This is a genomic window from Desulfovibrio porci (assembly GCF_009696265.1).
GTDB classification, from domain to species: Bacteria; Desulfobacterota; Desulfovibrionia; order Desulfovibrionales; family Desulfovibrionaceae; genus Desulfovibrio; species Desulfovibrio porci.
On record NZ_VUMH01000003.1, the window covers coordinates 179,640 to 206,023 of the forward strand.

Here is a 26,384-nt window from a genome sequence, read left to right on the forward strand (position 1 = left end):
CATGCTGGAAGCCCTGCTTTTTCTCCCGCTCTGCGCGGGCCTGATCATGCTGGCCGTGGGCAACGCCGCCTTCTGCCGGGGCCTTCTGCCCCTCACGGGCCTGGCCCACGCCGCCCTGTCCCTGTTGACCGCAGCGCGCGTGGCTCATGGGGAAAAGCCCACAGCCCTGGGCGGTCTGCTGGCTCCCGACCCGTTGGGCGCGCTCTTTCTGGCGCTGGCCAGCCTGCTCTTTCTGGCGGCCTCAATCTACGCCCTGGGCTATCTGCGCGAGGAAGAGAGCATTGAGGAGCGCACCTGCATTCAGGACGGCCGCCCCTTCACCAACGCGCCCGAGCGCCGCTTCACGGCCTGTCTCTGCTTTTTTCTCGCGGCCATGAGCCTGGTGACCACCACGCCGCATCTGGGGGCGCTCTGGGTGGGCATTGAAGCCACCACGCTGTCCAGTGCGCCGCTGATCTATTTTCACCGCCATCAGCGCTCCCTGGAAGCCACCTGGAAATACCTGATCATCTGTTCCGTGGGCATCGCCTTGGCCCTGCTGGGCAACATTCTGCTTTCCGTGGCCTTTTACGCGCCCGCCGGAATCGGAGGAAGCGAAATTCCGGCCGGGGACATGAACCAGACCGGCTGGTTCATCCGGCACGCCCACGCGGCCGCGCAACCCTGGCTCAAGGCGGCATTCATCTTTCTGCTGGTGGGCTACGGCACCAAGATGGGTCTGGCCCCCCTGCACAACTGGCTGCCCGACGCCCACAGTCAGGCCCCGTCCCTGGTTTCGGCCCTGCTTTCCGGCGCGCTGCTCAACTGCGCCCTGCTGGGCATACTGCGCGGGCACCAGATCATGCTGGCGGCGGACCTGGGCGGCTTCAGCGGCGGGCTGCTGGTCTTTTTCGGCCTGCTCTCCCTGATCACCGCCGCCATCTTCATTGTGGGCCAGGGCCATTACAAACGCCTGCTGGCCTATTCCAGCGTGGAACACATGGGCATTCTGGCTCTGGGCGCGGGCCTTGGCGGACTGGCGGCCCAGGGCGCGCTGCTGCACGCTGTTTGCCATTCCCTGACCAAGTGCATGCTCTTTCTGCTGGCAGGCAACATCCTGGCCCGTTACCACACCTTTTCCAGCTACGACGTGCGCGGTCTGCGCTGGACCATGCCCGTCACCGGCGCGCTCTGGACAGCGGGCTTTCTGGCCGTAGCCGGTTCGCCGCCCTTCGGCATCTTCGTCAGTGAATTCCTGATTCTCAAGGGCATGCTGGCGGGTGGTTCCCACGGCGTGGCCGCTGTCTATCTGACGGCTCTGGCCGTGATTTTCGTCGGCATGTCCGTGGCCGTGCTGCGCATGGTGCAGGGCAACCGGCCCGCGGACGTTCCGCGGAACCGGCCTGAAGGCCTGCTGAGCGTGCAGCCGCCTCTGGTCCTGGGCCTGGTCGTGCTGACCCTGGGCATCTGGGTGCCCGACTGGCTGTGGCGCTTTCTGCAACGCGGCGCTGCGCTCATCGGGGGGTAGGGAACGTGGACATGTTTTCTTTTGATTACCGGCAGTCCGCGGACCTGGACAGCCTGCCCCGCCTGGACGCGGCGGAACTGCGCGAGCGCGTGATCCGGGCCGTGACCGGCGGCTGGCGCGTACTGGCCTTTTTCGGCCTGCCCGAAACGACGCGGTCCGGCGCGCCCGCGGGTCTCTGCTGTGTTCTGACGCATGACGCCGCGCGCACGCTGGCGGCCCTGCGCACGCCCCCGCTGGAACAGTTCCCCTCCCTTACGCCGGACTGCCCCCAGGTACATTATTTTGAGCGCGAAATTTACGAGCAATGGGGCCTGGAACCCGTGGGCCATCCCTGGCTCAAATTCGTGCGGCGCACGCCCGACGCGGAAGGGGACGGGGAGAGCGCCGCGTATCCCTTTTACCGGGTGGACGGCGGCGAAGTGCATGAAGTGGCCGTGGGGCCGGTGCATGCCGGGATTATCGAACCAGGGCATTTCCGCTTCCAATGCTATGGCGAAAACGTGCTGCATCTGGAAATCGCCCTGGGCTACCAGCATCGTGGCCTGGAAGACATGCTCGCCGCCGGTCCCGCTCATGGTCCGGCGCAGGCTCCGGCCTCCCGCCGCCTGCGTCTTCTGGAATGCGCCGCCGGGGATTCCAGCGTGGCCCACGCCACAGCCCATTGCGTCCTGTGGGAACGCCTGACCGGTCTGGACGTGTCCGAACGCGCCCGGCTTCTGCGCCGCGTGGGACTGGAACTGGAGCGCCTGGCCAATCACTGCGGCGACCTGGGCGCCATTGCCGGAGATACGGGCTTTCTGCCCACTTCTTCCTGGAACGGCCGCATCCGGGGCGATTTTCTGAACATGACCGCCAGCTTGTGCAGCAACCGCTTCGGACGCGGCCTGCTGCGTTACGGCGGCGCGGCCCATGATCTGTCCCCGGAGGACTGCGAAGATCTGACCACGCGGCTGCGCGCCGCCGGAAGGGACGCGCGCGGGGCCGTGGACATCATGCTGGATGCGGCCAGCGTGCGTGACCGGCTGAGCGGAACCGGCGCCCTGAGCGGCGCGCAGGCTCGCGCCCTGGGTCTGGTGGGCGTGGCCGCGCGGGCCTGCGGCCTGCCCCTGGACGCCCGTTTTCACGCGCCGGTATCGGACCTGCCCTGCGGCGCTTGCCGGCCGCGTCTGGAGCAAAGCGGCGACGTGCTGGCCCGCGCCCTGGTGCGCAGTCGCGAAATGGACGATTCCCTGGCGCTGCTGGAGGCGGACCTGACCCGTCTGGCCGCCTGCGCGGGACAACGGGGTGCCGCACCGCCGCCCGAGCCTCCTGTCCGCCTTCCCGCCCGCAAACTGGCTGTGGCCCAAGTGGAGGGCTGGCGCGGCGAAATCTGTCATCTGGCCGTCACCGGCGCCGACGGGGAACTGCTGGCCTGCAAGATCGTGGACCCGTCCTTTCACAACTGGCCCGGTCTGGCTCTGGCCATGCGCAACGGCCAGATTTCGGATTTTCCCCTCTGCAACAAGAGCTTCAACCTTTCATACTGCGGCCACGATTTGTGAGGCATGCCCATGTTGCGCATCATCAAGGAACGCCTGCACCAGAAATACCGCACCCTGGACTATCCCCGGCAGAAACCCGCGCTTTCGCCGCGCTATCAGGGGCGTCCCGCGCTCACGGACGTGGACTGCGGCGATTGCCGGGCCTGCTTCGAGGCCTGTCCCACGGGCGCGCTGCTGCCGGGCTCCGCCTGTCCCGACGGGCGGGCGCGCACGCCGGTGTTGGACATGGGCCGCTGCATTTTTTGCGGGGCCTGCCGCGCCGTCTGTCCCAAGGGAGCGTTCAGCTTCAGCGGCGAACACCGCATGGCGGTTTTCCGGCGCGAGGATCTGCTCGTCACGCCCGGCCCTGTCCCGCAATGCGGCGCTCCGGCCCCGGCGTATGAGCCGCCGCGCCCCCTCCGTGACTACAGCCTGTTCCGCCGCTCCCTCAAACTGCGCCAGGTCAGCGCCGGAGGCTGCGGCGCCTGCGAGGCGGACTGCAATGTGCTGGGCACCCTGGCCTATGATCTGGGGCGCTTCGGCATCGAATTCGCGGCGTCGCCGCGCCATGCCGACGGTCTGCTGGTCACCGGCCCGATAACCGAAAACATGCGCCGGGCTCTGCTGGACACCTGGGCCGCCACGCCCGAACCGCGCCTGCTGGTGGCTGTCGGGGCCTGCGCCATTTCCGGCGGCCTGTTCCGGGACGGCCCGCAATGCCGTAACGGCATGGACGGACTGAATGGAACGGACGGAACAGAGGGCTTGCCCGTGGACGTCTTTGTGCCCGGCTGTCCGCCCAATCCCTGGAGCATTCTGGACGGCCTGCTTTCCTTGCGCCGGAAGAGCTGATCCGCCGCAAACAACGTGTCCTGCCACGGCTTCCGTTCCATGGCCTCCACGCCGCTCAATGAACAGGAAAAACGGCGTTATTGAACGCCGGCAGGCTCATTGCGAAAGGATGGAAAAAGCCGCGGGTTCCCTGAAACCCGCGGCTTTTTCGTCGGCAGTCAAACCAAAAGGGGCTTACACGTTATAATCGCCCCGGTTGAACTTGAATTTTTCCGTGGCGGTCATCACTTCCAGTTCGTTCAGAAGAGAATCGAAACCGGGGTTTTTGCCGCGCACGCCGGCTGTGCCCTGCTTGAGTTGGGCCACCTGGCTGTCGATGCCCTCCAGCAGGGCATAGGCATCGCGCAGGGAGCCTCCGTCAGCGGACGAGCCCAGGGTTTTGGCGTAGGAATCCCAGAGATCCAGCGTGCCGGAGGCCTGCGTAAAAGCTTCCTGCAGAATCTCCGCGTCGGGATCGGCGGCCTGGCTCTGTTCCGCGCCATTCAGCAGCATCTGGCTGATCAGTCCGGCCTGTGCGGCTCCGGGCGGCAACAGTCCGCCCGCGGCATTGGCCTGCTCCGCGCCGCCCAACTGCTGGGCGAGAATGGCGTCGAAACCGCCGCTCCGGCCCGTTTGTCTGCGAGCCGTCGTCGCCTGCTGCTCCTGCTGGCGCAGCAAGGCTTCCAATTGTTCGGTATTAATTTCCATATCGCCTCCAGGGTTGGCGTTCCGCTTCAATCCTGCAAGATCTCTGCCATTACAGAGTAATAGCTAAGCTGTTGTTTTTTCAGCATTCACAAAATCCGGGGAGGAAAAATCTTCCTCTTGCGCAGAGCATATGCTTTGTAAAAGCCCTTGTCTATTCTTCAAAAAAACTCTATGATTTTATGCAAGTTCAAGGGTTAAAGCGCGAGGCTTCAGGCCGGACGCGCCTTCGGCCAGGGCGGGAATTCTCCGTCCCCGCCGGGAGCTCCCCATCACATCAGCAGCCCGCAGGAGCAATGGAGCTTGCCATGAAGGAAATCAAGAAGATTCTTTGCGCGGTAGACCTTTCCGAACACAGCAAGGCCGTGGCGGAATACGCCGTCCTGCTGGCCAAGGGTCTGAACGCCAGCGTTCTCGTCGTGTATACGGCCCCCTCCTTGAGCCAGTATGTGGGCTTCCATGTGCCGCCCAACACCATTGAAAACTTCGTGGGTGAAATCGTCACCGGCGCGGAAAAGTCCATGGAGGCCTTTGTGGCCGAAAACTTCGCAGGCGTGGAAGCCAGGGGTCAGGTGCTCATCGGCTACGCCGCCGAGGAAATCCTGAACCGCGCCCATGAGGAAAAGGTGGATATCATCGTCATGGGCACCCACGGCCGCAAGGGCATTGACCGCATCCTCTTCGGTTCCGTGGCTGAAAAGGTGGTCAAGAATGCCGACATGCCCGTGCTGACCATCCGTCCCACGGAGCCCCTCGGGGAATAATCCGTCCTGACGCCGACACGGGGAACTTGCTTCCCCGCCGCATAGCAACGACTGCCAGCCGCCGCGCCAGCGGCGGCTTTTTTTGGGGTCACCATGTCCGAAATCAGCGCGCTTCCGCGCATCCGGGAGCTCGACGCTTACGTGCCGGGGCTTTCCATCGCGGAAATCCAGCAGAAATACGGCCTTTCCCAGGTCATCAAAATGGCCAGCAATGAAAATCCGCTGGGGGCTTCGCCTCTGGCCCAGGAGGCCGCGCGTCGCCACGCGCCCTCCCTGTTCCGCTATCCTCAGGGCGGTAATCCCCGCCTGGTCCGCGCGCTGGCCGATCTGCACGCGGTGGACTCGCGCCGGGTGGCGGTGGGCAACGGTTCCGACGAAATCATTGACCTGCTGATCCGTATGCTGGCCGAACCGGGCAAACATTCCCTGGCCTGCTTTGAACCCTGTTTCAGCATTTACCCCATTCAAGGCCGCATTGCCGGCGTTAAGGTCCGCCGCTGCCCGCTGGAAAAGGACTTTTCCTTTGATTTCGACGCCCTGCTCCGCCTGGTGGACCAAAGCACCCGCCTGGTCTTCGTCACCACGCCTGACAATCCCTCGGGCTACTGCCCGCCGCGGGGAGCCGTGGCTGATCTGGCCGGGCGCTTGGCCGACATCGCGCCGGACTGCCTGCTGGTGGTGGACGAAGCCTATATGGATTTTGCCGAGGACGAGGCGGGCGCGTCCCTGCTGGCCTCGGGCGCGCTGCCGGACAACGCGGTCTTTCTGCGCACCTTTTCCAAAAGCTGGGGGCTGGCCGGGTTGCGCCTGGGCTACGGCGTGCTGCCGCCCGCGCTGGCGGAATATTTCTGGCGAGCACGCCTGCCCTTCTCCGTCAACATCCTGGCGGAGGAAGCGGGACTGGCCGCTCTGGCGGATACGGCCTTCCGCCGGGCCACCCTGGATGCCGTGCGCCGGGGCCGCGCCACGTTGCGCGACGGGCTCACGGCCCTGGGCTGCACGGTCTGGCCCAGCGCGGCCAATTTTCTGCTGTTCCGGTTGCCGCCGGACGCTGGTTCGGCCAAGGGCTGTTTCGAAGCCCTGCTGCGGCGCGGCATCATTATCCGCCCCTTGAACAGCTACAATCTGCCGGAACATCTGCGCGTCAGCGTGGGCGACGCCGGGGAAAACGCGGCTTTTCTGGCCGCCATGCGCGAAATTCTGGCCGCGCCCGAAGCGAGGCGCGCATGAACGGACGACTGCCGGTGGTGACGCTGGACGGCCCGGCGGGCGTGGGCAAGACGACCTTGGCCCGGCGCATGGCCGAAAGCTTGGGCCTCGCCTATCTGGATACCGGAGCCATGTTCCGCTGCCTGGCCCTCAAGCTGGGGCCCGGCGCGGAGCGATTGCCGGAAGAAGAACTGCGCGAACGCTGCAAGCAGTGGACCTTCAGCATCGCGGGCAAGGGCCAGAGCGCCGCGCTGTTCTGCAACGGCCAGGCTGTGCGCGGCGAAGTGCGCACCGAAGAGGTGGGCATGCTGGCCGCGCGCATCGGCACCGTGCCGGTCGTGCGCGAGGTGCTCCGGCAGGCGCAGCGGGCCATGGGCGAACAATCCCCGCTGGTGGCCGAGGGTCGGGACATGGGCACCGTGGTCTTTCCTGACGCGCGCTTCAAATTCTTTCTGGACGCCGCGCCCGAAGTGCGCGCCATGCGCCGCCTGCGCGATCTGGAAAACCGGGGCGAGCACGCGGAACTGACCTCCCTGACCGAACAGATCCGCCAACGCGACGCTCTGGACCGCAACCGGGCCGTGGCCCCCTTGCGTCCGGCTCAGGACGCCCTGATTGTGGATACCTCCCATCTGGATATTGAAGGCGTGCTGGGCGTGATGCTGCATCATATCGACGTTCACGGCGGCGCGCAGGCTTTGTGAACTCCGCCCGTGAAGTGACTGCATTCGTCTCCCCCGTCCTTTTTGGCTTCTCTTTCCGCCCCGTCAGGAAATTCCCGTAATCTTTCCGGCGGGGCGCGGCGGATATCCCCTTCCGGCACGCCGTCGTTTTTTCCGCCCCATGTCCGTCCCCATTCCGCCCTTTCAGATGCAGGCAAAAACTGCCCCCTTGCGGCAAAAATTGCCGCCCCTCTTCCTTCCATCGCGACAAGTCTTTGGCATGCCGGAGCCATTACGACATTTTCCCGAACTTACGTGAAATTTTTTAGAAAAAACTCCGTTGATTTTATTTACTTTTATCAAAACTGGCACGAGCACTGCATACAGGAGGGCACAAGCCGCAGGCGCATACGGCGCCAGTTGGCAAACAGCCTCATGGGGAGGACAACATGGATAATCAGCTGGATTACGAAATCAATAAGGAATTGGGCGAGTGCTATCTTTTTATGGGCGATTTTGACAAGGCCGAGGAATATTACCGCAAGGCCGCCAACAACAACGCCCAGAGCGCGGCGCCCTACATGGGGCTGGCCACTGTGGCCGTGCAGCGTTCCGAACTGGATAAAGCCCTGGTGCTTTACCAGAAGGCCGCCGCCGTGGAAGAAACCGACAAGGCCCTCTGCGGCATCGGTCTGGTCTATATGGAACAGGGCAAGCATGAGGACGCTTTCGGCTACTTCGCCCGCGCGCTGGATAAATCCGCCGCCAATATTGTGGCGCTGAACTGCTTGGTGCGCGAAGCCTATCAGCTGGGCTGCGTGGAAAAGGTGCTGCCCTATCTGGAAGCCGCGCTGACCAGCAGCGAGGAAAGCGAGGCCGTGCGCGTGACCCTGGCCGGCTGCCTGATCTATCTGGGCCGCAGCGACGAAGCCCGTCAGCATCTGGAGGCGGTACTGGGCGCCAACCCGGCCAACAGCAACGCCAAGGAACTTTTCGACACCATGGCCGCGTAAGTCAAAGCCGGGCGTAAATGCCCGGCTTTGCGCGCAGCCAGCAGATACTCCCCTCCCCACACGATTTTCCGGCCCCCGGCGGGTGCCTGGGGCCGGAAAATCTCTTTCTCAGGGGAAGCAGCGCCGACGCGGGTCAACCACGTCGGCGCTCTGCTGTTCAGGAAATCTTATAGTTTCTTGAAAAGCTCCTTTGAAACGTCGGCAGCGACGCATGAAGGAGCAACGCTTATATCACAGGCTTGTTATGCCCGCGCCCTGGTTTGCAAGAAATCCTGAAACGTCTCCCGTAACCCGTCTTCCAGGCTGATGCGCGGCCGCCAGCCCATGGCAAGAATTTTGCCCGAATCCATCAACTTTCTGGGGGTGCCGTCCGGCTTCGCCGGATCCGTGCTGATTTCCCCTTCAAAGTCCGTAATGCGGGCGACAAGCCGCGCCACATCCAGAATGGTCAGCTCTTTCTGACTGCCCACATTGACGTGTTCAAAATCCGAATACTTCTCCAGCAAAAACACGCAGGCTTCGGCCATGTCGTCCACATGCAGGAATTCGCGCAGGGCCGTGCCGCTGCCCCAGATGGTCACCTTTTCCGCTCCGGCCGTCCGGGCCTCGTGAAAACGCCGGATCAGCGCCGGGATGACATGGCTGTCCTCAAGGTGATAGTTGTCCCCCGGCCCATACAGGTTGGTGGGCATGGCGCTGATGGCGTCAAAGCCATACTGTCTCCTGTAGGCCTGGCACATCTTGATGCCGGAAATTTTGGCCAAGGCGTAAGCGTCGTTGGTGGGCTCCAGGGGGCCGGTGAGCAGATATTCTTCCTTGATGGGCTGGGGACAGAGCTTGGGATAGATACATGACGAGCCGAGAAACAGCAGCTTTTTGCAGCCATTGCGGTAGGCGCTGTCAATGACGTTATTTTGTATCTGCAGGTTCTGGTACATGAATTCCGCCGGATAAGCCGCATTGGCATGGATGCCGCCCACCTTGGCCGCCGCCAGGATCACATATTCCGGCCTGTACTCCGCAAAAAAACGGCGCGCCGCAACCTGATCGCACAAATCCAGCTCCGCGTGCGTGCGTACAAGCTGATTATTGTACCCGGCGCGGGCCAGTGCGCGGCAAATCGCACCGCCCGCAAGGCCGCGATGGCCGGCCACATAGATGAGGCCATCCTTGCGCATGTTTTACTCGTTATGCCTGAAGGTTCTGAAGCCGGCCACCTTGCACACGGCGTCGCGCATACTCAGTTGGAGATCTTCGCGCGTCATTTCAGCCACCATGTCCTCGAAAGCCGTTTTGGGTTCCCAGCCCAGCCTTTTCTTGGCCTTGGCAGGGTCGCCCAGCAAAGTTTCCACTTCCGTGGGACGGAAGTAGCGCGGATCCACCCGCACGATGACGTCACCGGGCTTGACATGACACTCCATGCACTGCCGTCCCCCGGCCGCCTGAGCCAGCCGGGGGAGATCCACGGCGGTCACTATTCCGGTTTCGTCAAGTCCGCCGCCCTGCCAGACAAGCGTCAGCCCCACCTCGGCCGCCGCCGCATTGACGAAATCCCGCACCGAGAACTGCCGCCCGGTGGCGATGACAAAGTCATCCGGCTGTTCCTGCTGGAGCATAAGCCATTGCATTTCCACATAGTCACGGGCATGTCCCCAGTCCCGTTTGGCATCCAGATTACCGAGGTAGAGGCAATCCTGCAGGTCCAGCACCATACGCGACAGCGCGCGGGTGATCTTGCGGGTCACAAAGGTTTCGCCGCGGATGGGCGATTCATGGTTGAACAAAATCCCGTTGCAGGCGTACATGCCGTAGGCTTCACGGTAGTTGACCGTGATCCAGTACGCGTAAAGTTTGGCGCAAGCATAGGGCGAACGGGGATAGAAGGGCGTTTTCTCGGTCTGCGGCATTTCCCGCACCAGACCGAACAACTCGGATGTGGATGCCTGATAAAAACGCGTATGGTCGGTCAACGCGGCGATGCGGATGGCTTCCAGCAGACGCAATGCGCCCAGGGCATCCACATCCGCCGTGTATTCCGGCGATTCAAACGAAACCTGCACATGGCTCTGGGCCGCCAGATTATAGACTTCGTCCGGCTTTACTTCCTGCATGATACGCACGAGGTTGCTGGAATCGCTGAGGTCGCCGTAATGCAGAATAAAATGCCGTTCACTGGCGTGCGGATCCTGGTACAGGTGATCTATGCGATCCGTATTGAAGAGGGATGCCCGGCGTTTGACGCCATGAACTTCATAGCCCTTGCGCAGCAGAAATTCCGCGAGATACGCGCCGTCCTGCCCGGTAATGCCGGTGATGAGAGCCTTTTTCATGATCGTTTCCGCTGCCTGTTATGTGGATGTGGGACAATCCGGCCAGCGCCGTTCCGCCCGTATAAAACCCGAAAAGCACATGTACCGGGAAGATTTATCGTTATCCGCAAACAGCGCCATGCCCATGAACGCTTTATCGGCAGCTATTCGGCCAAGAAAAAGGACTTACGGTGAACCGTAAGTCCTTGATATTTATGGTGGAGAAGAAGGGATTTGAACCCTCGACCCCCGCCTTGCGAAGGCGATGCTCTCCCAGCTGAGCTACTTCCCCACAAATGGAAACACTGTGGAAAGAACTTCTTAGGCAAAAGGGAACAAAGTGTCAAGCCTTTCTCCTCTCCCGGATGCGCGCTTCTCCCCGCGCTTTATCCGTCAGATATCCAATGCTCCCCGGATGCGCGCCACACGGTGCGCATAGGTATGGCCCGCGCGCAGATGCTCCCGCCAGGCCCGGCGCAGTTCGAGGGCCTGGCTCGGGTCGGCGCGCAGGGCTGCCAGCCGGGAAGGAACCTCCGCCGGGCCGTGCAGCGTTATGGGCCGGGTCAGGGCCTCTGAAAAAATCTCCAGCCCCGGTGTGGCGTCGCTCAAGAGCAGACCGCCGGCGGCCCAGACGTCGAAATGGCGCTGGCTCAGACTGTGCGGCAAAAGCAGGCTGGTCACGTTGAGCACGGCCCCGGCCCGGCGGTAGAATTCAGGCAGATCCGTGTAATAGTCCACAGACGGCAACACTTCGCAGTCCGGCAACAGATCCCGCCAGCCCGCGTCGCCCACCACGCGCATACCGGCAGCCAGCCCGGTCCGCACCCAGCGGGCGCGGTTGGTCCGGGAGCACAGTTCCGCGCCCAGACCGGCGCAACGCACATCCTGTCCCGGCCAGGGGAAAAAGCCAAATTTTTGCAGCCACCAGTGGAAATGCGGGCTGTCCGCCGGGCCAGTGGCCCGCTCCAGCAGGCTGTGGGCTTCCTGTTCCAGAACCGGCGGCACGCGGGCCGCCGCGAAAAAACGCTCCCGTTCCGGAAAGGCCGAACGCCCCACGAACAGGGGCGGATTCAGCGCCAGGCGCGCCGCCTCCTTTTCGTCCGGTATATCCCGCCACATCTGTGGGGCCACGGCCAGAGGCAGATGCCAGACCCGCCGGGCTCCGGCGGCCCGCAGGCCGGGGATGAAACTGTCGTCGGTCACGAACAGCGCGGCCTCGCGCCACCAAGGCAGGCGCAGGCCGGAGAGCAGATGCCAGGGATTGTCCACAAACCAGACGGCCACCGGCACGCCCAAGGCCCGGCAGAGATAAAAAATCCGGCCGTCCGGGTCCAGGCCGCGCAGGTTGACGGAGAGCAGCAAGACGGGCCTGCGTCCGGCCGGCAACTGCTCCCAGGCAGGCAAGAAATGCGCCTCGTCTTTGCACGACGGCACTGTTTCCAGCACCGGCCCGAAACCGGCCTCGCCCAAGGCTTGCCTTACTTCCTGATGCAGCAGTTGCCGCTCCGTGCCGGGCAGCAGCACCGGGCCGCGTCCGCCCTCCTCCGCCACTCGCGTGGCGTTCCATTGACGCGCCAGCCGCGCGGCGTTCAGACGTCCCAGCAGCGGCCCCCAGAAATCCGGGGCCAGCCGCAAGCCGGGCCGGTAAAACAACACCGTACAGCGCCCGGCCAGCTCCACGGCCCGCTCATCCGTGACCCGTCGCCAATGTTCGGGGAGACGGCGTTCCACCTCCGGGCGCACAGCCTCCAGACGCCGCAGGGTTTCCGGCTCTTCCAGCCAGAAGACTTCCGCGTCGGGCCGCGCGTCCCGCGCAAAGGGCAGTTCCCAAGGCCGCCCAGGCCCCAAGCCCAGCAGAAGCAGGGCATCGCCCGATCCCAGCCGTTCCCAGGCTTCGGGAGTGTCGGGCAGGCTCAGAACGCGCCCGGCGAAATCAGGCAAACGGACGCGCTGGGGCATTGGGGCGTGGTCGGGCATAGTTCCTCACATAAAAAACGACTGCACCAGCATAGCCGCCATGAACCACAAACCGCAAGGCCGTGCGGCGCGAAAAAGCCCCGCCGGAAACGGCGGGGCTTGCGGGCAGAAGGAATAAGGAAGATATGAGTTTACTTGATGACACCGCAGGCGATGCGCGCGCCGCCCCCGCCCAGAGGCGGATTATCGGTGTAGTTGTCGCCGCCGGCATGAATCATTACGGAGCGGCCTTTCAGATCCTTGACCTGAAGATCGGCGACGTGCAGCTTGGTCTTGACCGTGCCGTTGGCGTCAGCCACGATGTGCGGCAGGTCGCCCTTATGGCCGTCCTTGCCGGGTCCGGCATGCTTGTTGGTTTTCATGGGATCGTAGTGCCCGCCGGCGGCCAGACCGGCCACCATTTTGCCGTCCTTTTCAGCCGGCGCGCAGGAGGCGTTTTCATGCACGTGCATGCCGCGCTCGCCCTCAGGCAGGCCCGTCAGATCCACAATGATGTCCACGCCGCCGTCGGCGTCCGAAAAGGTGATGACGCCGATTTCCTCGCCGATGCCATCGGCGCTGATTTTATTCACCGGGGTTTTGACGCTTTCCGCCTGAGCGGCGGCTCCCATCAGCAACAACCCGCCGCAGAGCAGCAGGGCGAAACTCGCTGTTTTCAATTTCATTGTTATGCTCCTTACTATTCGGAAACACCCTCCGTTCCGGCCGGAACGGCAGGAATTTTTCATCCTGCAGAAAGGTTAGCCTGTTTTTCAGACTTTCGTCAACACACGAATAATTATTATCGATTTATATAAAATCCGGATAGATACATCCGCCGCAACGCGCCGTGCGCCCGGCCGGTTCCGCCCGGCATCAAGACTTGGCGAGCGGCTCAAAAAAGTGTATGTTTATGTGTTGGGATTTTTATGAAGGAATATCGCGACCATTACTTCCTCAAGGCCAAGCGGGAAAATTATCCGGCCCGCTCGGTCTACAAGCTGAAAGAGCTGGACGCCAAATTCCGCCTGCTCAAGCCGGGCATGCGCGTTCTGGATCTGGGGGCCGCTCCCGGTTCCTGGTCCTTGGGCGCGGCGGAAAAGGTGGGCGCCAAAGGCCTTGTCCTGGCTTGCGACATCCAGAGCACGGAGACGGCCTTTCCGCCCCAGGTGCTCTTCATGCAGGAGGACGTCTTTCAGCGTTCCGCCGCCTTTGAGGCCAGACTTCTTGAACTGGGCCCTTTTGACCTGGTCATCAGCGACATGGCTCCCCGCACCACGGGCACCCGCTTCACGGATCAGGCCCGTTCCCTGGAACTGGCTCAGGAAGCTCTGACCGTGGCCTGCCTGCATCTGAAGCAGGGCGGCAATTTCGTGGTCAAAATCTTTATGGGGCCGGATGTTCAGGAACTGCTCGCGCCCATGCGCAAGGCGTTCGGCACGGTCAAATCCTTCAAACCCAAGAGTTCGCGCGCCGAAAGCAAGGAGACGTTTTTCACGGCTCTGGGCTTTCGCGGCGGCGCGTCCGCAAGCGGGACCGGCGATGCCGGGCCCGCGCTGTCCCCGGCTTTTGTCTGAACCGCCGCGCGGCTCAGACAGCATCCAGCGAAAAACCGCCGTTTTTTGCTGCATCCACGCCGCATTGCGGCGCGCGGCCCTGCGGGCCGCGAGATCATTTCACAGGTGAAAGGCTCTAATACTTTTACGGTTTTTTTCGGGAGGTTTTATGTCAGGTCACAGCAAATGGGCCAACATCCAGCACCGCAAGGGACGCCAGGACGCCAAGCGCGGCAAGATTTTCACCAAAGCCGCCAAGGAAATCATCATCGCCGCCAAGAACGGCGGCGATCCCTCGGGCAATTCCCGTCTGCGGGCGGCCATCGCTGCGGCCAAAGCCGTAAACCTGCCCAAGGACAGAATTGAAGCCGCCATCCGCAAAGGCACCGGTGAGGACGCGGGCGGCGATTTTGTGGAAGCCTTTTACGAAGGCTATGGTCCCGGCGGCATCGCCATCATGGTGGAAGTGGCCACGGACAACAAAAACCGCACCGTGGCCGAAGTGCGGCACCTCTTCACCAAACACGGCGGTTCCATGGGCGAGAACGGCAGCGTGGGCTGGATGTTCGAGCGCAAGGGCGTCATCAGCGTGGACAAAGCCGCCTACGCCGAGGACAAGATCATGGAAGCCGCCCTGGAAGCCGGAGCCGACGACGTGCTGGACGACGAGGACGTCTGGACCATCCAGACGGCCATGACCGACTTCACGGCCGTGCGCGACGCCCTGGAAGCGGCGGGCATCGAGATGCAGTCCGCCGAGCTGGCCATGGTGCCGCAGAACCTAGTGGCCGTGAGCGCGGACATGGGGCAGAAGGTGCTGCGCCTGATGGAAGCTCTGGACGACAATGACGACGTGCAGAACGTCTATGCTAATGTCGATTTTCCGGACGACATGCCCACCGATTAACGCAAGCCGGTTCTTTCGCCTTCCTGCGGTGTCGCGCATCGTTTTTTATTCCGGTCATGGACCAAAGAGTCCACTCCCTGCATAAAAAACTCGCGCTCCTTGCGGGAAGGCGAAACTCCGCGGCTTGCGTCCCTTTTTCATTGCCGCCGGTTATGCCGCTAAACGGCAGCCGACGGCATAATTCTTTTCAGGAGAGCCATGCAGCCCGTCACCGTCATCGGCATTGACCCCGGTTCCCAGCGCACGGGTTGGGGTGTGGTGCGCGAAATTTCCGGCGTTCTGCATCTGGTGGACTGCGGCGTGGTGCGCACAGCCTCGGCGGGCAGGGAATTTTCCGACCGGCTTGCGCGCATTTACCACGAGTTGGCCAAGGTGCTCACGCGCTGCAAGCCCGACGAGGCGGCCATCGAACAGGTCTTTACCGCCAAAAACGCGGCCAGCGCGCTCAAGCTGGGTCAGGCCAGGGGCGTGGCCGTGGCCGCCTGCGCGGCCTGCGGCCTGAGCATCAGCGACTATGAGCCGACGCTGGTCAAAAAATCCCTGGTGGGCACAGGCCGGGCGGAAAAGGAGCAGGTGGCCTTCATGGTCAAGCGCCTGCTCAACGTGCGTGAGGCGGACTGGGCCCTGGACACCTCGGACGCCTTGGCCGTGGCCGTCTGCCACCTGACCATGCGACGCTTCGCCGCGCTCACGGGGCACTGACAACGAAAAACGAAAAAACGGGATGCGGCTCCGGAAAAGAACCGCATCCCGCACCAGAAGAATTCACGGAACGGAGCGCGGCGGAGTTTTTCTTCCCCGCGCTTTTTTACATTACGGACGTGGGGCGCGCGCTCCGGCGGGCTGCATGGAATAGCGGTACAACTCGTGAACTTCCTTGTCGTAACCGGGGTAGAATCCCTTGCCCATGCCGAGCACGATGCGCGCGCCCCGGTTCATGTGCACCAACAGGTCGCCGCTGGCGGGATCCACGCACAGGCCTTCGATTTCGCCCTGCTTGATGGCTTCGTCAAAGGTCTTTTCCAGCACCACCGGGGCGTTGGTGGCCGAGGTCACGTCCACACGGTAGAGGTGGTCGGGTTCATTATCGTCGGCGGTGCCGTCGTCGGCGGTCAGGAAGAGCGAACCGTCATAATAGAACACGCCCTGCACCCACTGCGGCACGGGCTGCAGATGCACCTTGCGCAGATACTTGCCGTCCAGGTCATATTCATAAAGATAGCGGCCGCTTTCCTCGCCCACCCATGAGCACATCCACACCGTGCCCTTGACCGGGTCCACGGTGATGCCGGACACTTCCATCTGGCCGGACTTGGGCTCGAACTTGAAGGTGCGTTTGAATTTCAGGGTGTCCGCGTCATGCACGGCGATCTGGATATCCTTGCCCACGCCGTCCATGAAATTTTCAGCGCTGATGTACAGCTCACCGTTGTAGACGTCGATGTCGCCAATGTGGTTGGACGGAATGGCGTACCCTTCAAAAGGATTGTCATTCTGCTTCAGCAGCTTGCCGTTCATGTCGTATTTGAACAGTTTCTTGCTGTCGCTCACGTAGATGTACTTGCCGTCGCAGGCCACGCCCTGGCGACCGGCCACGGGCATGACGCTTTTCAGCTTGTACTCGTATTTGGGGGCATGGGCCGGGCGGGCCTGCGGGGCTTGCGGCAGGACCAGAGCCGCGCCCAACAACAGCGCGGCCAACACGATGAACTTTTTCATCCACTCTCTCCTTGCGGATTGGCGGCCCGGCGCGGGCTTCCCCATGAAGCCGCGCCTCAGGGCCTCAAACACAATAATTCAAGCGGGATAGCCTGACAAGACACCCCAAAGTCCCGGAACGCGAAGTCACAAAAAATTCACATGCCCAAAAGCAAACCCCGCCTGCGGGACGGGGTTGCCGAAACTTGGGGGACGGCGACGGCATATTCTATGCGCGCGGCGACCGGGGTAATTTCACTTTTCACACTGAAAGACTCTATTCAATGACCACGGCCTTTTTGATGATCACAGGGGTGTTGGGCACGTCCTCGTAAAAGCCCTTCTTGCCCGTGCCCACGGCCGCGATCTTGTCCACCACATCCTGCCCCTTGATGACCTTGCCGAATACGGCATAGCCCCAGCCTTGCGGGGTCTGGCTCTTGAAGTCCAGGAAGGCGTTGTCCTTGGTATTGATGAAGAACTGCGCGCCGGCCGAATGCGGGTCGGCGGTGCGGGCCATGGCGATGGTGTACTTCTGGTTGCGCAGCCCGTTGTTGGCCTCGTTATGAATGGGCGCGCGGGCGCTCTTTTCCTTCATTTCCGGGGTCAGGCCGCCGCCCTGGATCATGAAGTTCCGGATCACGCGGTGGAAAATGGTGCCGTCGTAATGCCCGGATTTGACGTACTGAATGAAATTGGCCGTGGTAATGGGGGCCTTGCGGGCGTCCAGGCGCACCACGATGTCCCCGAGGCTCGTCTCCAGCTTGACGGCGGGGTCGGACGCCGGGGCGGCCGCGCGCGCCTGCCCGGCGAAAGCGGGCAACAGGGCCAGACTCAGGGCGAGGCAGAGGGCCGGAAGAGAAAATTTCATACTTGACTCCTTGAGTGCGACAGTTTCGCCGGTGCGGACACTGCGCCGACTTTACCATGCTAGCACGCGGCCCGGCCCCCCGCAAGACGGCGGCACTTGCTAAAACGGGGGAGAGTCATATAGTATATGAAAAGAGATGTGGAGAAACGCCCCGCGTGGCGGCTTCACGCCTCGACGGACATCAACAGTTTTTCTGGAGGACATATGTCACCGACTACCCGTAGTGTCGCTCAGAGCGGCGTGAGCAGCGTCGTTTCCGCTTACATGCGCCAGGTCTACCAGTGGATGACGGCGGGCCTTGCCCTGACCACGGTGGTGGCCTACGGCGTGGCCAATTCACCGGCTATCCGCGATGCCATTCTGGGCAACAGCATGGTCATGATTCTTCTGATCGTGGCCCAGTTCGGCCTGGTCATCGCCCTTTCGGCGGCCATTCATAAAATGTCGGCGGGCACGGCCACCGGGCTCTTCCTGCTCTACTCGGCCCTGACCGGCGCCATGCTTTCGTCCATTTTTGTGATCTATCCCATTGCGTCCATCGCCAACGCTTTTCTGGTGACCACGGGCACCTTCCTGGCCATGTCGGTCTACGGCACGGTGACCAAGCGCGATCTCACGACCATGGGCAATTTCCTGTTCATGGGCCTTATCGGCATTATCATCGCCATGGTCGTGAACATTTTCCTCAAAAGCACCATGATGGACTTCATCATCAGTTGCCTGGGCGTGCTGATTTTCACCGGCCTGACCGCCTATGACACCCAGAAGCTGCGCCGCTTCGGCGAAGGCGCGCCTCTGGAGGACGGCACGGCGGTGCGGCGCGGCGCCATCATGGGCGCGCTGACCCTGTATCTGGACTTCATCAACCTCTTCCTGATGCTGTTGCGGCTTTTCGGCGGCAACCGCAACTGATCCGCGATCCGCTCCTGACTTTCCGATCGCGTAGATCGTACCGGCGCTCCGGGGGCAAAAGGTTATGCCTTTTGCCCCCTTTTGCTGAAGTAGAAGCAACGTGAAAAAACAACATAAAAATACCGCCCCCGTCACTTCCCCGGCCCTGCCCGACAAGGCCGAACTGCTGGACATTTTTGCCCGCGAATCCCGCCCCCTGCGTCTGGACGGCCTGCTGCGCGTCACGGGCCTGCCCCGCCGGGCCAAGAAGGACCTGGAAGAAAGCCTGAACGAGCTGGCCGGTCAGGGACGGCTGGTGCGCCTGCGCGGCGGCCTCTGGACGCGGCCCGACAGCCTCAAAAGCCTGGTGGGACGCTATCAGGCCCTGCGCAACGGCGGCGGCTTCGTGACGCCGCTGGCGGCCGGAGACGATGAAGGAACGCCAAGCGCGCGCGTGACCGGCGGCCGGGATATTTTCATCCATCCCCTGCAAAGCAACGAGGCCTGGCATCAGGATCTGGTGCGGGTGGTTCTGTCCCCGGCCGGAGCGCGAGGCGGCCGGGGACGCGGCGGTCCGAGTCCTGAAGGCCGCATTGTGGAAATTCTGGAGCGTCCACAGAAGGAAATTCCCGTGCACCTGCACAGCCGCACGGGGCGAACCCTATTCTGCCGCCCGGCGGACAGCCGCCTGGCCGTGGATTTCAGCGTGGCTCTGCCCGAGGGAAACGCCGTGCCAGAACAGGGCGCGCTGCTGCTGGTGGCCCCGGAGGAGCGCCTGGCCTCGGATCTCTGGCGCGCGCGCCTGCTGGGCGCTTACGGCCGTGAGGACGACGCGGACGTGCAGGAAAATCTGGTCAAGCTCAACCACGAGGTGCCGCGCGACTTTCCGGCTCCGGTTCTGGACGAGGCCGCCGCGCTGCCCGCCGCGCCCGCTCAGGCGGACCTGGCCGGACGCGAGGACCTGCGCGCCCTGCCGCTGGTGACCATTGACGGCGCTGACGCCCGCGACTTTGACGACGCCGTGCAGGTGGAACGCAAGGGCGCGGGCTGGCTGCTGCGGGTGGCCATCGCCGACGTGAGCCATTACGTGCGCCCCGCTCCCGGCAAAAGGCACGCCAGCCTGGACGCCGAAGCCTTGGCGCGCGGCAATTCCTGGTATTTTCCCCGCTCCGTGGAACCCATGCTGCCCCCGGCCCTGTCCAACGGCCTGTGCAGTCTCAACCCGGACGAAGACCGGCTGGCCGTGCTGGCGGAAATTCCCTTTTCCGCCACAGCGCAGCCGGGCAAGGCACGCTTCGCCCTGTGCGTCATGCGTTCCGCCGCCCGCCTGACTTATGATCAGGTCAAGGCCTGCCTGCTGGACCATGACGCCGACGCCCTGGCCCGGCTGCGCGAAAATCCGCGCGGCGGGGACGTGCTGGCCATGCTGGAGGAGGCCTTCCGGCTCTATGCCGTGCTGCGCACGGCCCGGCGGAAGCGCGGCAGCCTGGATTTCGATCTGCCCGAACCGGACTACAGCTTTGACGCGGCGGGCCGGGTCCTTGAGATCGGCTTCCGCCAGCGCCACGACGCCCACCGCCTGATCGAGGAATTCATGATCGCGGCCAACGAGGCCGTGGCCCGCCATCTGCGCGACGCGGGCCTGCCCTTTCTCTACCGCGTGCACCCCCAGCCGGACCCGGAACGCCTGGAAAGCCTTTTCGACACCCTTGGCGCCACGGCCCTGGAAAGCCTGCCCGCCAATGTCCACAGCGGCGGCAAAGCCGACGCGGCGGCCATGCAGGGCATTCTGGCGGCGGCCCAGGGCACGGAGCAGGAATTTCTGGTCAACCGCCTCTGCCTGCGGGCCATGCCACAGGCCCGCTACCAGCCGGAAAACGAGGGGCATTTCGGTCTGGCCTCCCAGGCCTACTGTCATTTTACCTCGCCTATCCGACGCTATGCCGACCTGCTGGTTCACCGCGCCCTGAAGGCCTCGCTGGGCCACGCCGTGGGGCCGCTGCCCGCCGGGCAGAAGCTGCTGCGCATCGGCGACCGGCTCAACCGCCTGGAACGCGCGGCCATGGAATGCGAACGCGAGATGGCCCGACGTCTGGGCTGCCTGGTTCTGCGGGAGCGCGAAGGCGAACGCTTTGCCGGCGTCATTGCCGGCGTGACGGATTTCGGCCTCTTTGTGGAACTGGCCTCCATGCCTGTGGAAGGCATGATCCGCGTGGAGGATCTGGGCGACGACTGGTACGAGCTGGACAGCCGCAGCCAAAGCCTGATCGGCCAGCGTTCCGGCCTGTGCTGGCGTCTGGGCCAGCGCCTGGAAGTGCGCCTGGCCGAGGTGCATATGGGCCGTCTGGAGATCCGGCTCATGCCCCTGGAACTGCCGCGCGCCGGACGGGCCGCGCGCGGCGCGCGTCACCCGCGCGGACAACGGGAACAACGGGGATTGCGTAACGGGACGGACGGCACGGGCGCGCGGCGTCCGCAGCAGAAAAGAGGGCAAAAAAACGGCCCGGCGCATGACCGGAGCAGCGGCCGGAACCGGAAACAGCAGGCCCGGAACGGTAAAAACGGCGGCGCGCGCCCGAAACGGGGACGCTGATGGGCCTGCTCTCCTCCCGCCAGCACATGGGCGCGGCGGCCCTGATTCTGGCCGCCAGCACCATTCTCTCCCGGCTCATGGGCCTGATCCGGGACAAGGTCATTTCCTGGCAGTTCGGCGCGGGCGGCGAGGCGGATATGTATTTCGCGGCCTTTGTGGTGCCGGACATCATCAATTACCTGCTGGCCGGCGGCTTCATGTCCATCACTATCATCCCCCTGCTGTCCCGCCGCTTTCAGGAGGACGAGGCCGACGCCTGGCGCTTTTTTTCCTGCGTCTTCTGCTGGACCCTCACGGCCTCGCTGCTGCTCACGGGCGCGGGCATTCTGGCCGCCGGGCCGCTGGCCCGGCTGGTGGCCCCCGGCTTTTCGCCGGAGCAGTGGCAGCGTCTGGCCTTTTTCATGCGCATCATCCTTCCGGCCCAGATCTTTTTTCTTTGCGGGGCCTGCCTCACGGCCCTGCTCTATCTGCGGCGGCAGTTCAGCGTCCCGGCCCTGGCCCCCCTGATCTACAACGGCTGCATCATCGCGGGCGGCCTGCTGCTGCCCCTGCTGGGAACAGGCACGCAGTCCGGCTACGGCATGACCGGCTATTGCGTGGGCGTCACCATCGGCGCGGCTCTGGGCACCTTCGCCCTGCCGTTGCGGGTGGCCGCCGGGGGCGGCCTGCATCTGCGCATGGTCTGGCGGCACCGGCTCATGGGCCGTTTTCTGCTCACGGCCCTGCCCCTGATGCTGGGCCAGACCGTGATCATGCTGGACGAGCAGTTTCTGCGGGTTTTCGGCAGCCTGGCCGGGGACGGCGCGGTCAGCCTGCTCAACTACGCGCGGCGCATCGCCCAAGTGCCGGTGGGCCTCATGGGTCAGGCCGCAGCCGTGGCCTCCTATCCCTTTCTGGTTTCCCTGCTGACCCAGGGCGACACGGAACGCTTCGACCAGACCCTGCGCTCGGCCCTGCGCGCGGGCCTGGGCCTGATCATTCCCTGCGCGCTCTGGATGATGGCCTCCGCCTGGCCCATTCTGGGCGTGATCTTCCAAGGCGGCCGCTTCGGCGCTACGGAAACCCTGGCCGCCGTGCCCCTGACCCAGATCATGCTGGCCTCGGCCCCGCTCTGGATCGTCTACATGGTTCTGGTGCGGGCCTACTACGCCCACGGCGACACCCTGACCCCGGCGGTCACCGGCACCATTATGACCCTGGCCTGCCTGCCGCTCTACTATTACTGGGCCGTCCCCCTGGGGGCCTGGGCCATTGCCGCCCTGTCCGGCGCGAGCGTGAGCCTCTATGTGCTCTGGCTGGTGGGAATCTGGGTACGCCGCCACGGCGGGGGAGCGTTTGCCGGGCTGTGCGGCCTAGGGCTGCGCGCTCTGGCCTGCTCCCTGCCCGGCGCGGGCGCGGCCTGGCGGCTGTCCCGCTACTGTCTTGAACATCTGACGCTGCCGCCCATTTTGGCGGCCTGCGTGACCCTGGCCGTCAGCGGCCTGACCTTTGCCCTGCTTTTTCTGCCGCTGGTGCGGTGGCTCGCGCCGTCCCTGCTGGAGCCTGTGCTGCGGCGTCTGCGGCGCTGAAATGGGCTCTTAGAGCAGATTAACTTTGAAATGCCCTAAAAAAAGCCGCCATGGCCCAGACGCCGCACAAGATGCAGCAGATCACGGCCCATGAAAAACCAGACAGCCAGCACAATGGCGGCCAGAAAACAGTATTCCCCCACGCTGCCGGTAGCGCAGAGCTTGAGCGAAAAACGCCCCTTGCGCGAAAAGGGCTGTAAAGGCACGCCCTGCGGGGTGAGCATATCCAGGGCCACATGGCTCAGGCCGCCGAAGCCCAGGCCGGTGAGCACAGCCAGCTCCAGCGGCGGCAGGCGCAGCATCAGTGCGGTCAGGAACAAGGCCAGCCACCAGCCGAACCAATGCGTCGCGCCCCGGTGGATACGGTTGAAGACCTTCTGGCGGCCGCGCGGCGTGGGGGCCAGACCGGCCAGGCGCTGGTCCAGCACGTCGGGCAGCACCGCGCCCACACAGGCCGCCGCGACGCCCGCCGGGGGCAGATGCAGGGCCAGGGCCGCGCCCACGGCCGCCGCCTGATGGGTAATCCATTTCATACGTCGCTCCGCGGTTTACCGCGCTCCGGCGGACCCGGCCGCCAGATCGCGCGTGTGCCGCAAAAGTTCCGGGCCGGCGGGCCGCCCGTGGCCGGGCACCACGATCCGGGCCTCAGGAAAAGCGGCCAGTGCCTTGTCCATGGTCACGGGCCAGGCCCGCACGTCGGCGTCCTCGGTATTGCCCAGATTCGTGGCTTGGCCGTCCTTGACCATGCAGCCGGGGAAAAGCAGTTTTTCGGCGGGAATCCAGATAAAAATGCCGTCCGTGGAATGGCCGCCGCCCAGATAGACGCAACGCGCCTCCAGGGCATGGAGCTTGAGCGTCAGCGTGTCGGCAAAGCCGTGTTCCGGCCGAGGCAGGCCTTTTTGCCCGGCAATGGCGATGGTCTCTTCATACGCATATGACGGGATGCCCCGGCGCTGTACCGCCGCCAGCCCGCCCATGGCGTCCTTGTGCCAGTGGTTGGGCACACAGGCCGTGACCCTGGCGCGCAGGACGTTTTCAATCCAGTCCAGCAGAACTTCCGTCTGCGCCACGGTCCACGGCGTATCCAGCAGAAAGGCCTCGCCCTTGTCCACCAGAATCAGGCCATTGGCAGACACCAGGCCGAACGGCGGCATCTCGTAGCGGGAGACGTGCATGTATACCCGCTCGGAAAGCCTGACTACCTCCATATCAGCCGCCACCCGGACGGATTCGCCGATTTCCCGCGCCCCGGCCCACGAAGGGGACCAGCAGAAGACCAGCAAGGCCAACAACAAACAGAACCCTTTCACCCTCACAGACAACATCGTTTTTCTCCGTAGTGAGCGGCGTTCAAAAATTTTTTGCTCGCTGACAAAGAAAACAAGCGGCCCGGCGCGGGAACGTAGCGTACTACGTGACCAAGCCGGGCCGCTTTGTTTGATGCCGTCAGCGGGCAAAAAGACCGTCCGGCGCTGTTAGCCGCAGCGGGAAAACCCGCAGGCCGGGCAGATCAGGCAGCCTTCCTGAAAAACCAGAGGCTCGTTGCATTCCGGACAGCGCTGCACTTCCAGGTCATTGACCTCGCCGATGTGCTCATCCTTGAGATAGCGCTTTTCCAGCACCCAGGCGATGGCGTCCGGGATGGACAGCAGCAGGCCCTTGCCCCGGAAGACCGGGTGCTCGCCGCCGATGCCCTTGATCTGGGCCACCACGTCGCGCACATGCACGCCCGAGCGCAGGGCCAGAGAGACCAGACGGCCGATGGCCTCGGCCTTGGCCGTGATGGAGCGCCCCGACTTGCCGATGGTGGCGAAGACCTCAAAGGGTTCGCCGTCCACCTCGTTGACAGTCAGGTACATGGCGCCCAGGCCGGTCTGCACCTTCTGGGTGAAACCCTGCACGACGTCCGGACGCTTGCGCACCGCCGACGTGGGCTTGCCCGCCTGCGACGCGGTCTGGTTCTGCGGGGCGGACTCGCCGTCCATTTTTTTCTGGCCTTCGCCGGTGGCCAGCACCTGAATGCTCTTGCAGCCGTCGCGGTAGACCGTGACGCCTTTGCAGCCTTCCTTGTAGGCCAGCCAGTAAATGTCGAAAATATCCTGTTCCGTGGCGGAATTGGGCAAATTCACGGTCTTGGACACGGCATTGTCCGTATGCCGCTGGAAGGCCGCCTGCATGCGCAGATGCCAGACCGGCTCGATATCCATGGCGGTCACAAAGACGTTGCGCAGCTTGGCGGGCAGAAAATCCAGATCCTGGATGGAGCCCTTGGCCACCACGCTGTCCATGAGCTCGGGGCCGGCCAGACCGGCGGCGGCAAGCGCGGCCTCGAAATGGGGGTTGACCTCCACCAGCCGTTCGCCGTCCAGAATGTTGCGGGTGAAGCAGAGCGCGAAAAGCGGTTCCACGCCGGAAGAACAGCCCGCGATGATCGACAGCGTGCCCGTGGGCGCGATGGTGGTCACCGTGGCGTTACGGTAGGGGCCTTTTTTCTTTTTGGCGTACAGGGAGGTCGGATAGGCCGGGAAGGGACCGCGCTCCCTGGCGAGTTCGGCCGAGGCCTTGTGGCCTTCCTCCTGCACGAAGCCCATGATCCGCTCGGCCAGGTCAATGCCCGCCTGGGAATTGTAGGCCACGCCCAGTTCAAAGAGCAGATCCGCGAAGCCCATGACGCCCAGACCGATCTTGCGGTTTCTGCGCACCGTCTCGGCAATGCGCGGCAGGGGAAAGAGCGAGGCGTCGATGACGTTGTCCAGAAAGTGCACGGAAAGGTGCACCACGCGCCGCAGTTCGTCCCAGTCGATGCCCGCGCGGGCCGGGTCCGCATCGTCGTTGTGGCCGGGCAGATAGAAGCAGGACAGATTGATGGAACCCAGATTGCAGGCTTCAAAGGGCAGCAGGGGCTGCTCGCCGCAGGGATTGGTGGATTCGATCTCGCCCTGGTCCGGGGTGGGATTGTCCCGGTTGATGCGGTCCAGAAAGACGATGCCCGGATCGCCCGACTGCCAGGCCTTCTTGACCAGCAGATCAAAAACGTCGCGGGCGCGCAGGCGGTCCACCACCTCGCCGGTGTTGGGCGCGCGCAGGTCGTAGTGCTCGTCCTTTTCCACGGCCTGCATAAAGGCTTCGGTCAGGCCCACGGAAAGGTTGAAGTTGTTGAATTCGCCCTCTTTTTCCTTGGCCCGGATGAAATCCAGCACGTCCGGATGGTCCACGCGCAGAATGCCCATGTTGGCCCCGCGCCGCGTGCCGCCCTGCTTGATCTGCTCGGTGGCGGTATTGAAAATGCGCAAAAAGGAAACCGGCCCGGAGGCCACGCCGCCGGTGGAACCCACCCGGCTTTCCTTGGGACGCAGGCGCGAGAAGGAAAAGCCCGTGCCGCCGCCGGATTTGTGGATCATGGCCGCGAACTTCACGGCGTCGAAAATTTCCTCAATGGAGTCGCCCACAGGCAGGACGAAACAGGCGGAAAGCTGGCCCAGATCCGTGCCCGCGTTCATCAGCGTGGGCGAATTGGGCAAAAACTTCCAGGAGGTCATCAGGTCGTAGAAGTCGCGGGCCAGGGACTCCGGCTCACGCGAGGACCCCTCGTACTTGCCTTCTTCGGCGGCGATGGCGGAAGCCACGCGCCAGAAAAGGTCGCGCGGGGTTTCAGTGAGCTTGCCGTCCAGGGATTTACGCAGATAGCGCTTCTGCAGCACCACGTCCGTATTGGGTTTCAACTGCGGCTGCGGCAGATTTTTGGGCATTGCGATCATCAGAACATAAACCTTGGGATAAAAGTTGGAGAGCGACACGCCCGTCCAGCGGGGCGCCAAACTGGG

23 protein-coding genes and 1 tRNA gene are annotated in these 26,384 nt (G+C 63.7%); 13 read left to right on the forward strand and 11 right to left on the reverse strand.

Going from position 1 to position 26,384, the window contains the following annotated elements:
• The first annotated feature begins 1 nt into the window (after position 1).
• From FYJ44_RS04645 to FYJ44_RS04655, 3 genes are read left to right on the forward strand one after another with little or no spacing between them, the layout of a single operon-like run.
• A complete protein-coding gene (locus FYJ44_RS04645) occupies positions 2-1,507 on the forward strand; it encodes a proton-conducting transporter transmembrane domain-containing protein (RefSeq protein WP_154509611.1) in 1,506 nt (501 codons plus the stop codon).
• A gap of 11 nt (positions 1,508-1,518) precedes the next feature.
• A complete protein-coding gene (locus tag FYJ44_RS04650) occupies positions 1,519-3,048 on the forward strand; it encodes a hydrogenase large subunit (protein WP_154509613.1) in 1,530 nt (509 codons plus the stop codon).
• A 9-nt stretch (positions 3,049-3,057) separates the two neighbouring features.
• On the forward strand, positions 3,058-3,879 hold the full coding sequence (locus tag FYJ44_RS04655; RefSeq protein WP_154509615.1) for an NADH-quinone oxidoreductase subunit B family protein: 822 nt from the start codon (positions 3,058-3,060) through the stop codon (positions 3,877-3,879).
• A 174-nt stretch (positions 3,880-4,053) separates the two neighbouring features.
• Here the strand turns inward: FYJ44_RS04655 and FYJ44_RS04660 are convergent, their stop codons facing one another.
• Entirely contained in the window at positions 4,054-4,566 is a 513-nt protein-coding gene (locus FYJ44_RS04660; RefSeq protein ID WP_154509617.1) for a hypothetical protein, read from the reverse strand.
• Positions 4,567-4,871: 305 nt separating this feature from the next.
• On the opposite strand from FYJ44_RS04660, the gene FYJ44_RS04665 reads away from it, so the two are divergent.
• The 4 genes from FYJ44_RS04665 (at position 4,872) to FYJ44_RS04680 (ending at position 8,211) form a co-directional block, all read left to right on the forward strand.
• A complete protein-coding gene (locus tag FYJ44_RS04665) occupies positions 4,872-5,327 on the forward strand; it encodes a universal stress protein (protein WP_154509619.1) in 456 nt (151 codons plus the stop codon).
• 93 nt (positions 5,328-5,420) lie between these two features.
• Positions 5,421-6,557, forward strand: coding sequence for a histidinol-phosphate transaminase (gene hisC, locus FYJ44_RS04670; protein ID WP_154509621.1), 1,137 nt, complete (start codon positions 5,421-5,423; stop codon positions 6,555-6,557).
• Positions 6,554-7,240, forward strand: coding sequence for a (d)CMP kinase (cmk, locus tag FYJ44_RS04675; RefSeq protein WP_154509622.1), 687 nt, complete (start codon positions 6,554-6,556; stop codon positions 7,238-7,240). Before hisC ends, cmk begins: the two co-directional genes overlap by 4 nt.
• A gap of 407 nt (positions 7,241-7,647) precedes the next feature.
• The gene (locus FYJ44_RS04680) at positions 7,648-8,211 is read left to right on the forward strand and encodes a tetratricopeptide repeat protein (RefSeq protein ID WP_154509624.1); all 564 of its coding nucleotides are present in this window, start codon (positions 7,648-7,650) and stop codon (positions 8,209-8,211) included.
• 242 nt (positions 8,212-8,453) lie between these two features.
• Here the strand turns inward: FYJ44_RS04680 and FYJ44_RS04685 are convergent, their stop codons facing one another.
• From FYJ44_RS04685 to FYJ44_RS04705, 5 genes are all read right to left on the reverse strand, one after another.
• Complete coding sequence (locus FYJ44_RS04685; RefSeq protein ID WP_154509626.1) at positions 8,454-9,389, reverse strand: GDP-L-fucose synthase family protein; 936 nt, start codon at positions 9,387-9,389, stop codon at positions 8,454-8,456.
• Between the two features lie 3 nt (positions 9,390-9,392).
• Positions 9,393-10,541 carry a GDP-mannose 4,6-dehydratase gene (gmd, locus tag FYJ44_RS04690; RefSeq protein WP_154509628.1) on the reverse strand — a complete coding sequence of 383 codons (1,149 nt, stop codon included), beginning with the start codon at positions 10,539-10,541 and terminating at the stop codon, positions 9,393-9,395.
• Positions 10,542-10,736: 195 nt separating this feature from the next.
• Positions 10,737-10,812 (reverse strand) — tRNA-Ala (locus FYJ44_RS04695).
• Between the two features lie 101 nt (positions 10,813-10,913).
• On the reverse strand, positions 10,914-12,497 hold the full coding sequence (locus FYJ44_RS04700) for a glycosyltransferase family protein (RefSeq protein WP_154509630.1): 1,584 nt from the start codon (positions 12,495-12,497) through the stop codon (positions 10,914-10,916).
• A 131-nt stretch (positions 12,498-12,628) separates the two neighbouring features.
• Entirely contained in the window at positions 12,629-13,162 is a 534-nt protein-coding gene (locus tag FYJ44_RS04705; protein WP_154509632.1) for a superoxide dismutase family protein, read from the reverse strand.
• A gap of 243 nt (positions 13,163-13,405) precedes the next feature.
• Here FYJ44_RS04705 and FYJ44_RS04710 point away from each other — a divergent pair, with 243 nt between their 5' ends.
• The 3 genes from FYJ44_RS04710 (at position 13,406) to ruvC (ending at position 15,641) form a co-directional block, all read left to right on the forward strand.
• Positions 13,406-14,053 (forward strand): RlmE family RNA methyltransferase, encoded by a 648-nt coding sequence (locus FYJ44_RS04710; RefSeq protein ID WP_154509634.1) that lies wholly within the window; start codon positions 13,406-13,408, stop codon positions 14,051-14,053.
• Positions 14,054-14,201: 148 nt separating this feature from the next.
• Positions 14,202-14,939, forward strand: coding sequence for a YebC/PmpR family DNA-binding transcriptional regulator (locus FYJ44_RS04715; RefSeq protein ID WP_154509636.1), 738 nt, complete (start codon positions 14,202-14,204; stop codon positions 14,937-14,939).
• 198 nt (positions 14,940-15,137) lie between these two features.
• Positions 15,138-15,641, forward strand: a complete 504-nt coding sequence (gene ruvC / locus FYJ44_RS04720) for a crossover junction endodeoxyribonuclease RuvC (protein WP_154509638.1) — start codon at positions 15,138-15,140, stop codon at positions 15,639-15,641.
• Positions 15,642-15,752: 111 nt separating this feature from the next.
• Here ruvC and FYJ44_RS04725 read toward each other — a convergent pair whose 3' ends face one another.
• Both FYJ44_RS04725 and FYJ44_RS04730 read right to left on the reverse strand, forming a co-directional pair.
• A complete protein-coding gene (locus FYJ44_RS04725) occupies positions 15,753-16,658 on the reverse strand; it encodes an esterase-like activity of phytase family protein (RefSeq protein ID WP_154509640.1) in 906 nt (301 codons plus the stop codon).
• A gap of 256 nt (positions 16,659-16,914) precedes the next feature.
• Positions 16,915-17,508: a peptidylprolyl isomerase gene (locus FYJ44_RS04730; RefSeq protein ID WP_154509642.1), complete on the reverse strand. Its 594-nt coding sequence runs from the start codon at positions 17,506-17,508 to the stop codon at positions 16,915-16,917.
• Positions 17,509-17,712: 204 nt separating this feature from the next.
• On the opposite strand from FYJ44_RS04730, the gene FYJ44_RS04735 reads away from it, so the two are divergent.
• From FYJ44_RS04735 to murJ, 3 genes are all read left to right on the forward strand, one after another.
• Positions 17,713-18,420 carry a Bax inhibitor-1/YccA family protein gene (locus FYJ44_RS04735; protein WP_154509644.1) on the forward strand — a complete coding sequence of 236 codons (708 nt, stop codon included), beginning with the start codon at positions 17,713-17,715 and terminating at the stop codon, positions 18,418-18,420.
• Positions 18,421-18,520: 100 nt separating this feature from the next.
• Positions 18,521-20,992 carry a ribonuclease R family protein gene (locus FYJ44_RS04740; protein ID WP_288229029.1) on the forward strand — a complete coding sequence of 824 codons (2,472 nt, stop codon included), beginning with the start codon at positions 18,521-18,523 and terminating at the stop codon, positions 20,990-20,992.
• On the forward strand, positions 20,992-22,560 hold the full coding sequence (gene murJ, locus FYJ44_RS04745; RefSeq protein ID WP_154509645.1) for a murein biosynthesis integral membrane protein MurJ: 1,569 nt from the start codon (positions 20,992-20,994) through the stop codon (positions 22,558-22,560). Before FYJ44_RS04740 ends, murJ begins: the two co-directional genes overlap by 1 nt.
• Before the next feature lie 35 nt (positions 22,561-22,595).
• Here murJ and FYJ44_RS04750 read toward each other — a convergent pair whose 3' ends face one another.
• The 3 genes from FYJ44_RS04750 to FYJ44_RS04760 all read right to left on the reverse strand — a co-directional run bounded on the left by FYJ44_RS04750 (position 22,596) and on the right by FYJ44_RS04760 (position 26,318).
• Positions 22,596-23,093: a metal-dependent hydrolase gene (locus FYJ44_RS04750; protein ID WP_154509647.1), complete on the reverse strand. Its 498-nt coding sequence runs from the start codon at positions 23,091-23,093 to the stop codon at positions 22,596-22,598.
• Between the two features lie 15 nt (positions 23,094-23,108).
• The gene (gene bla / locus FYJ44_RS04755) at positions 23,109-23,855 is read right to left on the reverse strand and encodes a subclass B1 metallo-beta-lactamase (protein WP_229772498.1); all 747 of its coding nucleotides are present in this window, start codon (positions 23,853-23,855) and stop codon (positions 23,109-23,111) included.
• 180 nt (positions 23,856-24,035) lie between these two features.
• A complete protein-coding gene (locus FYJ44_RS04760) occupies positions 24,036-26,318 on the reverse strand; it encodes a vitamin B12-dependent ribonucleotide reductase (protein ID WP_154509766.1) in 2,283 nt (760 codons plus the stop codon).
• Positions 26,319-26,384 lie beyond the last annotated feature (66 nt).

What these genes read in the sequence shown, in the direction of transcription:
- FYJ44_RS04655 (WP_154509615.1), top strand. Translation starts at nt 3,058, where the DNA reads ATGTTGCGCATCATCAAGGAACGCCTGCACCAGAAATACCGCACCCTG.
- FYJ44_RS04735 (WP_154509644.1), top strand. Translation starts at nt 17,713, where the DNA reads ATGTCACCGACTACCCGTAGTGTCGCTCAGAGCGGCGTGAGCAGCGTC.
- ruvC (WP_154509638.1), top strand. Translation starts at nt 15,138, where the DNA reads ATGCAGCCCGTCACCGTCATCGGCATTGACCCCGGTTCCCAGCGCACG.
- FYJ44_RS04660 (WP_154509617.1), bottom strand. Translation starts at nt 4,566, where the DNA reads ATGGAAATTAATACCGAACAATTGGAAGCCTTGCTGCGCCAGCAGGAG.
- FYJ44_RS04680 (WP_154509624.1), top strand. Translation starts at nt 7,648, where the DNA reads ATGGATAATCAGCTGGATTACGAAATCAATAAGGAATTGGGCGAGTGC.
- FYJ44_RS04725 (WP_154509640.1), bottom strand. Translation starts at nt 16,658, where the DNA reads ATGAAAAAGTTCATCGTGTTGGCCGCGCTGTTGTTGGGCGCGGCTCTG.
- hisC (WP_154509621.1), top strand. Translation starts at nt 5,421, where the DNA reads ATGTCCGAAATCAGCGCGCTTCCGCGCATCCGGGAGCTCGACGCTTAC.
- FYJ44_RS04700 (WP_154509630.1), bottom strand. Translation starts at nt 12,497, where the DNA reads ATGCCCGACCACGCCCCAATGCCCCAGCGCGTCCGTTTGCCTGATTTC.
- gmd (WP_154509628.1), bottom strand. Translation starts at nt 10,541, where the DNA reads ATGAAAAAGGCTCTCATCACCGGCATTACCGGGCAGGACGGCGCGTAT.
- FYJ44_RS04710 (WP_154509634.1), top strand. Translation starts at nt 13,406, where the DNA reads ATGAAGGAATATCGCGACCATTACTTCCTCAAGGCCAAGCGGGAAAAT.
- FYJ44_RS04705 (WP_154509632.1), bottom strand. Translation starts at nt 13,162, where the DNA reads ATGAAATTGAAAACAGCGAGTTTCGCCCTGCTGCTCTGCGGCGGGTTG.
- FYJ44_RS04750 (WP_154509647.1), bottom strand. Translation starts at nt 23,093, where the DNA reads ATGAAATGGATTACCCATCAGGCGGCGGCCGTGGGCGCGGCCCTGGCC.
- FYJ44_RS04685 (WP_154509626.1), bottom strand. Translation starts at nt 9,389, where the DNA reads ATGCGCAAGGATGGCCTCATCTATGTGGCCGGCCATCGCGGCCTTGCG.
- FYJ44_RS04715 (WP_154509636.1), top strand. Translation starts at nt 14,202, where the DNA reads ATGTCAGGTCACAGCAAATGGGCCAACATCCAGCACCGCAAGGGACGC.
- FYJ44_RS04760 (WP_154509766.1), bottom strand. Translation starts at nt 26,318, where the DNA reads ATGATCGCAATGCCCAAAAATCTGCCGCAGCCGCAGTTGAAACCCAAT.
- FYJ44_RS04665 (WP_154509619.1), top strand. Translation starts at nt 4,872, where the DNA reads ATGAAGGAAATCAAGAAGATTCTTTGCGCGGTAGACCTTTCCGAACAC.
- cmk (WP_154509622.1), top strand. Translation starts at nt 6,554, where the DNA reads ATGAACGGACGACTGCCGGTGGTGACGCTGGACGGCCCGGCGGGCGTG.
- FYJ44_RS04730 (WP_154509642.1), bottom strand. Translation starts at nt 17,508, where the DNA reads ATGAAATTTTCTCTTCCGGCCCTCTGCCTCGCCCTGAGTCTGGCCCTG.
- FYJ44_RS04645 (WP_154509611.1), top strand. Translation starts at nt 2, where the DNA reads ATGCTGGAAGCCCTGCTTTTTCTCCCGCTCTGCGCGGGCCTGATCATG.
- FYJ44_RS04650 (WP_154509613.1), top strand. Translation starts at nt 1,519, where the DNA reads ATGTTTTCTTTTGATTACCGGCAGTCCGCGGACCTGGACAGCCTGCCC.
- murJ (WP_154509645.1), top strand. Translation starts at nt 20,992, where the DNA reads ATGGGCCTGCTCTCCTCCCGCCAGCACATGGGCGCGGCGGCCCTGATT.